Here is a 6112-nt window from a genome sequence, read left to right on the forward strand (position 1 = left end):
CCGAGGGAATCCGGTGACTAATCGGAGGCCTTTGAACGTGGCCGTCTCCAATCAGATGAAACGCATGCCGCGGGAGCGCACCACGCCTGAGATGAAACTCAGACGTGAACTACACCGGCGTGGTTTGCGCTTCCGGGTGAATTTTCGGGAGCTGCCGGGAAAACCGGACATCGTGTTCACCAGAGCTCGTCTGGCGGTGTTCGTGGACGGGTGCTTCTGGCACATGTGCCCTGTGCATTCGACTATGCCCAAGAACAATGCAGAGTGGTGGCGCGTGAAGCTGTTCCGCAACGTGGAGCGTGACCGTGAGAAGGATGCCAGGCTCGCTGAGCGGGGCTGGACGGTGATGCACGTCTGGGAGCACGAGACCGTTCTCGAATCCGCCGACCGGATAGAGGAGTTGTACACGTCGATCCGACCTTCCGGTTCCGCAACGCCGGGCTGAATCCCCTTAGTGGTCTTGAGGACGCTGTGGCATCCTGGTCGTCACCAACAACGTGCTGGAGGACTGGGTGGCTGAGAGAACGTGGTACGACGTGTCGCCGTCTGCTGCGCGGCTGACTGGATCGCTGCGTGACATCGGCTACGACTTCACGACGGCGGTGGCGGACATCGTCGACAACAGCGTCGCCGCGGGCGCCACCCGCGTGGAGATCCTAATTGAGCATGACGGTGCGGATTCTCGTGTCTTCATCACCGACGACGGGTCAGGCATGTCGGCACAGGGTCTGCTCGAGGCGCTCCGCTTCGGCACCCGCCGCTCGTACGGGAGGGGTGAGCTGGGCCGGTATGGGCTGGGACTGAAGACGGCCTCACTCTCTCAGTGCAGGGTTCTCACTGTGGTCAGCCGCAACTCCAGGAACGCGGTCCGGGTGAGCGCCCGCTCGCTCGATCTGGACCTGATCGAGGAGTGGGACCAGTGGGTCATCGTCGACCCTACCAACACCGAGCCGAGTGCCAAGCGGGCACGTCAATGGCTTTCCGAGGGCACTGGCACAGTAGTGATCTGGGAAGTTCTCGACCGGGTGCTTCCGGAAAAGAAGCCTGAGGGTGGTTGGGCGCGCCGACGACTTGACACGCTCGCCACGCGGGCGGCCGAACACCTCGGCATGGTTTTCCACCGGTTCATCGAGGGCGTGGAGGGGCGGCCGCAACTGGTTATCACGGTCAACGGCCAGAAGGTTGCCGCCTGGGACCCGTTTGCGCGTCAGGAGCCGGCTACGCAGGAACTTCCGTTGCAGCGATTCGAGGTGGAGTCGGCTGGCATCGTCGGTCAGGTCGTCCTGCGGCGCTTTGTTCTGCCGGCCCGGGACAAATTCAGCGAACCCGCCGAGTTTGAACGTCTGTCTGGTCCTCTCAACTGGAACCGTCAGCAGGGCCTCTACGTCTACCGCGCCAACCGCTTGGTGCAGTGGGGCGGCTGGGCGGGAATCCGCGGGATTGATGAGCACACCAAACTTGCGCGCGCCTCAGTCGAATTCGACACCGATCTGGACACGACCTTCAACATCAACGTGGCGAAGATGCGCGTCACCTTGCCGGCTCAGTTGAAAAACCTGATCGAGCCGGCGGTCAATGAACTTTGCATGATGGCTGACGATGCGTACCGGAAGACGTCACGTACGCCGGCCTCGCCGGTGCCGGCTGAGCTGGCCGCGCCGCCCGAGGTACGCGCGGCTACCCACGCCGCCGTCTCCGCTGGTCTGGCGTTGCGTATGGCCGCCATGCAGGCGGACCAGTGGCAGGCCTGGGAGCGGATCGAAGCGATCATCCGCGAGCAGTCTCCCGACGTCGCGGAACTGCTCGGGTTGAATGCCTGAACCGGGTTCCGACGGGATCACTTAAGGTTGATTCGTCTCGCTGAAGGAAGGAAACAGTTGACCAGGGAGACCTGGTGCTAGGCGGGATCCAGCGGCTGGGCGCGGCGGCCTCGTGTCGCCACCCACCAGGCGGGCTGGGGGTGGTTACCGTTGCGCTTCGTGTAGAGGCGGAAGCCGTAGCCGGTGAAGATTGCTGCGAAGAGGACGCCTGTCCAGCCGCCGAAGACTATGGATAGTGGCGCCAGCAGCCATAGGGCCACGGCTGCGGACGTGTAGAACAGGGGCCGTGGCCTGGTCAACCGGTCCATGCGACGGCAGAACTTCGGGTCCGCGACTCGGAGAAACGTCACCAAGCCGTCGAACTCGGCCTTTTCCTGCGGATCGAGCATGGTGACCACCTCCGTCTGCCTGCCCGCTCGACGGCGCATTGATACCCGGCGTTGCGGGCCGATAACCCGATGACAGTGTCACGTCACGTAGCTCACACCCTCGGACAAGACGTCCGATCCGCGGACGGTTACCTGATCTGGGCGTCGATGGGGTTGGCGCCTAATGCGGTCCGTCTTGAATTCGCGCTGGATGTCTAGGCTCCCATTCGTTGCGTTCGCCGCTTTGGCGGGCAACTAGGACGTATCGCGTGTCGAAATCAGGCACCGAACGGTCACGTTCGTGTCTTCACTAAGGGTGCTCGCCTGTCAGCGGGAGCAAGATCCGGAGATTTGGGGCGGTGGCCGAGCGGGCAAACACCTATGTGGAGCACCGCAGTTGGTGTCTGCTGGCCAAGCCGCACATGGCGCGGGGCGACATCGGTGTGTCGAATGGGTTGGCGTCGCCGTGGGTGGCGCTCTGAATGTTGCAGCCTTGGTAACCAAAGGCGCGCGCAAAAGGGCGACGAATCCGAGGATTCAGCAAGACAATTAAGAATTCCCGGCTCGATCGAGTGAAACTGCGAAAATGACCCGCCGCCGGACCGCAAAGAAGCGCCGAGCCCGGTGGGGTCGGCGCTTAAAAGGCCTGCACTACAGCGGCTGGGCGGCCGTCGTATCGTCGCGCTGGGGAGCCGCCAGCCCGCAGGCGGGGCAGCTCATCTGGTCGCCGCAGGAAGGGCACCCCTCGTTGCTGCGACGCAGGTGCCACCCCAGGGCGACACCCGCGAGCAGGCTCAGTAGCCCGGCGAGAGCCGCAACGGTGACCGCGCCGGTCATGCCGCGGAGTGCCGCAGAGGAAGCCCGGTCGGCGTGTACATGCCGCGGCCGATGTGACGCCGGTCGACAGCCGGGTCTTCGCTGGAGCGGGCGGTCACGTAGGGGGCGGTGAACGTGTCGACCCCGGTGCCGAGGTGGGCGCCGGGGCGGTAGGTCACGGTGACTGCGCGGGGGGAGGCTGCCTCGATGACGCCGGCTCGCCAGCCGTCGCGGTAGACCCAGACGCGGTCGGAGGGGTGGTAGCTGTCGGCGGGGGCAACGTCCGCCGGGTCTCGCTGGGGCGGGGCGATGGTCGGGGTGGACGTCGGTGCCGTGGACATCGAGATGACCCTCCAAGATCTCGGGACCCGGTCCGTCCGGATGGCGGGGGAACGCCACCGAGGCGTACGTGTCGGCCGAGAAGCCGAACTTTCAGCACGCTGAGTCAGCGAACGGTGCGTGTCTGTCAGCTATCATCCTCGCGTACGGAGGCGTCCGCAAGGCCGGATGCACGTGCATCCGCATTGGGCGAACGCCCGGGCGAGTGCCCGGGCTGTTTCGTTGTGGACGATCTCCCCTTTAGGATGCTGTGGGACTGCGGGCCGGTAGCCCCCACACAGTGATGATGAGGAGCCAGGTGAGCGCGGGTACGCAGCAGGAGGAGGCGCCGACCGGTGGCCCCACCGTCCTGCGCATCCTGCTCGGGGCCCAACTCCGCCGTCTCCGTGAGGCCAAGGGCATCACTCGCGAGGACGCGGGCTGGGAGATCCGAGCCTCGGGGTCGAAGATCAGCCGTATGGAGCTCGGCCGCGTCAGCTTCAAGGAGCGTGATGTCAGCGACCTGCTGACCCTCTACGGGGTGACCGAGGCCAACGAGCGTGAGGCGCTGCTCGTGCTGGCCCGCCAGGCCAACAACCCGGGCTGGTGGCAGCAGTTCAGCGACGTGATGCCGGGCTGGTTCCAGTCCTACCTGGGGCTCGAGGCCGCCGCGACGCTGATCCGCACGTACGAGATCCAGTTCGTCCCGGGTCTGCTCCAGACGCCCGACTACGCCCGTGCGGTCATCATGCTCGGCCACGCCGGTGTCACGCCGGAAGAGATGAACAAGCGGGTCGAGCTGCGGCGCCAGCGGCAGGCCATTCTCGACCGCCCGGAGGGCCCGCAACTGTGGGCCGTCATCGACGAGGCGGTGCTGCGCCGGCCGATCGGCGGCGTCGACGTCATGAAGGCTCAGATCGAGTTCCTGATCGAGACGTCGAAGAAGCCCAACGTACGGCTGCAGATCATCCCGTTCCATGCCGGCGGTCACGCCGCGGCGGGCGGCCCGTTCGCGATCCTGCGCTTCCCCGAGCCCGAGCTTCCCGACGTCGTCTACGTCGAGCAGCTCACCAGCGCGATCTATCTGGACAAGCGCGAGGACGTCGACCAGTACGCGATGGCCATGGAGCGGGTCTGCATCGACGCCGAGCCGCCCAGCCACACGCCCGAGATCCTGGGCAAGCTGTTGCACGAGGTCGGACGTCCGGCTTAGATAAAGCGACTGTCTGGAGCCATGCCCCGACGCGGGGTAGGCTCTGCAAATTCGCCCCGAGCATTCGCAGTCGCGAAGGGTGATCGGTTGGGCTCGTCCACGCCCGCTGCCGACGACCGTGGACGAACCTCTTACCGTCTCGGGTCCTGCCTGGCTTGAACGGCTAGGCAGGCCCATCTCTTCACCGGGTGCGCCCCCATGGTCGCATTGCCCGGCCACTTCATTTTCTCGCCGTTCGAGCGGGACGTGGAGATGGGCACGTCGTGCTTGCGGCGGCTGACCGCGAAGGGCCAGTGTCGTTCCGGCCGGCCCGACTCATCCCGCGCCGGGCCTGACTGTCTCGATGTCATCCGACGGGAATCTCGGCCGGAAGAGAATTCAGGCTTTCGGGGTGCGCCGGCTCAGGCGAGCAGGTTGTCGAAGTCGCCGTCGTTGACGCCGCCGAGGAACGCCTCGATCTCGGCCCGGGTGTAGATGAGCGCCGGACCCTCGGGGTCGCGGGAGTTGCGCATCGCCACCTCGCCGCTCGGGAGGACGGCGCACTCGACGCAGTTGCCGCTGGGGTTGCTGCGCCGGCTCTTCTGCCAGGTGACACCTTCCAACTGGCCGGCGGGGATGCCGTTGACCGCGTACGTCATGTTGAAGCTCCCTTGATTTCCTCCGGCCGGGGATCGCCCGGAGTCAGATGCTCTCCAGTGAGCAATCATTGCCTCACACCAGGTGCAAATGCACGTGCATTTGGCCTTGCGTACTCACGGGATTGTGAGCATGATAACGCACGGGCGCATCTTGCGGGTGTCACTTAGGGTGACATCTTTAAGTGACTGATCGGTCGCGGAAACGGCGTTTTCGGTCTCGGCGCCAGGCTCCCTGGTGGGGGCGTCCTAGCGGGAGGTAACGAGATGGCCGTTCCGAACATCGGTCCGGAGCACTTCGACCAGGGCGAGGACGGTCATGCCGAGTCGCGACGGGGCAACCCGGCGCCGCGCTATCGGGACGAGGGTGCGACCGATGATGTCAGCGCGGCAGCGACCCGGGCGGCGGTGGTATCGCACCGTTTCGGCGGTGTGCGATATGCCCTGTCCCGACCCGCGAATCGGCGGCCGGCGAGTGTGGAGGGAGAGCCCGATGACCGAGATTGATCACGGTCCGCGTGTTCTGCTTCCTGGCCGGTTGTTGACGGGGCGTCAGCAGTGATCACTTTGCGTAGAGATAGGGAACGCGATCACGGATCGCCTACGGCCAAGGGTCGCGGGCGCATGGTGGTTACGCACCGTCGCCTCGCGGTGGCGACGGGCCATGGATCTACACGGTTTGATTGTCATACGGCAATATCCGAAACCGGGGCGGCCTAAACCTCAGTTGATGAGACTTTCCTCCGGCTCCGGCCGGGCTGTCCGGTTCCCCCGTGCCGGATGGCCCGGCCGGTTCCCCTTTACCGGTCTTTCGTCGTTCACGCGGGACCGCGGCGTGGCCCAGCCGGCGTGAATTATCAGATCCCTAAGGGCTCGCCGAGAAATAACCCGTAGCTTGACGGATTGTGGTCCGTTGATCTGTTATGGGCGTGATGGTGGAGA

At 65.2% G+C, this 6112-nt stretch carries 6 protein-coding genes; 3 read left to right on the forward strand and 3 right to left on the reverse strand.

The window, feature by feature from the left end; genetic code table 11:
• The first annotated feature begins 37 nt into the window (after window positions 1-37).
• Together LXN57_RS42530 and LXN57_RS42535 are read left to right on the forward strand one after the other, a co-directional pair.
• Window positions 38-445 carry a very short patch repair endonuclease gene (locus tag LXN57_RS42530; protein WP_251803987.1) on the forward strand — a complete coding sequence of 136 codons (408 nt, stop codon included), beginning with the start codon at window positions 38-40 and terminating at the stop codon, window positions 443-445.
• Window positions 446-512: 67 nt separating this feature from the next.
• Complete coding sequence (locus LXN57_RS42535; RefSeq protein WP_251803988.1) at window positions 513-1820, forward strand: ATP-binding protein; 1308 nt, start codon at window positions 513-515, stop codon at window positions 1818-1820.
• A 77-nt stretch (window positions 1821-1897) separates the two neighbouring features.
• Here the strand turns inward: LXN57_RS42535 and LXN57_RS42540 are convergent, their stop codons facing one another.
• Complete coding sequence (locus LXN57_RS42540) at window positions 1898-2209, reverse strand: DUF3040 domain-containing protein (protein ID WP_251803989.1); 312 nt, start codon at window positions 2207-2209, stop codon at window positions 1898-1900.
• 812 nt (window positions 2210-3021) lie between these two features.
• Window positions 3022-3345 (reverse strand): hypothetical protein, encoded by a 324-nt coding sequence (locus LXN57_RS42545; RefSeq protein ID WP_221380430.1) that lies wholly within the window; start codon window positions 3343-3345, stop codon window positions 3022-3024.
• 284 nt (window positions 3346-3629) lie between these two features.
• On the opposite strand from LXN57_RS42545, the gene LXN57_RS42550 reads away from it, so the two are divergent.
• The gene (locus tag LXN57_RS42550) at window positions 3630-4535 is read left to right on the forward strand and encodes a Sco1979 family transcriptional regulator (RefSeq protein WP_251803990.1); all 906 of its coding nucleotides are present in this window, start codon (window positions 3630-3632) and stop codon (window positions 4533-4535) included.
• A 401-nt stretch (window positions 4536-4936) separates the two neighbouring features.
• On the opposite strand, the gene LXN57_RS42555 is transcribed toward LXN57_RS42550, so the two are convergent.
• Window positions 4937-5173, reverse strand: a complete 237-nt coding sequence (locus LXN57_RS42555; protein WP_221380428.1) for a DUF397 domain-containing protein — start codon at window positions 5171-5173, stop codon at window positions 4937-4939.
• Window positions 5174-6112: the final 939 nt, after the last annotated feature.

Origin of the sequence: Paractinoplanes hotanensis (assembly GCF_023717965.1) — a bacterium.
Classification (GTDB): domain Bacteria; phylum Actinomycetota; class Actinomycetes; order Mycobacteriales; family Micromonosporaceae; genus Actinoplanes; species Actinoplanes polyasparticus.

Bases quoted from the DNA above. Each gene is read 5' to 3' on its own strand.
- LXN57_RS42550 (WP_251803990.1), top strand. From the start codon at position 3,630: ATGAGGAGCCAGGTGAGCGCGGGTACGCAGCAGGAGGAGGCGCCGACC.
- LXN57_RS42540 (WP_251803989.1), bottom strand. From the start codon at position 2,209: ATGCTCGATCCGCAGGAAAAGGCCGAGTTCGACGGCTTGGTGACGTTT.
- LXN57_RS42545 (WP_221380430.1), bottom strand. From the start codon at position 3,345: ATGTCCACGGCACCGACGTCCACCCCGACCATCGCCCCGCCCCAGCGA.
- LXN57_RS42555 (WP_221380428.1), bottom strand. From the start codon at position 5,173: ATGACGTACGCGGTCAACGGCATCCCCGCCGGCCAGTTGGAAGGTGTC.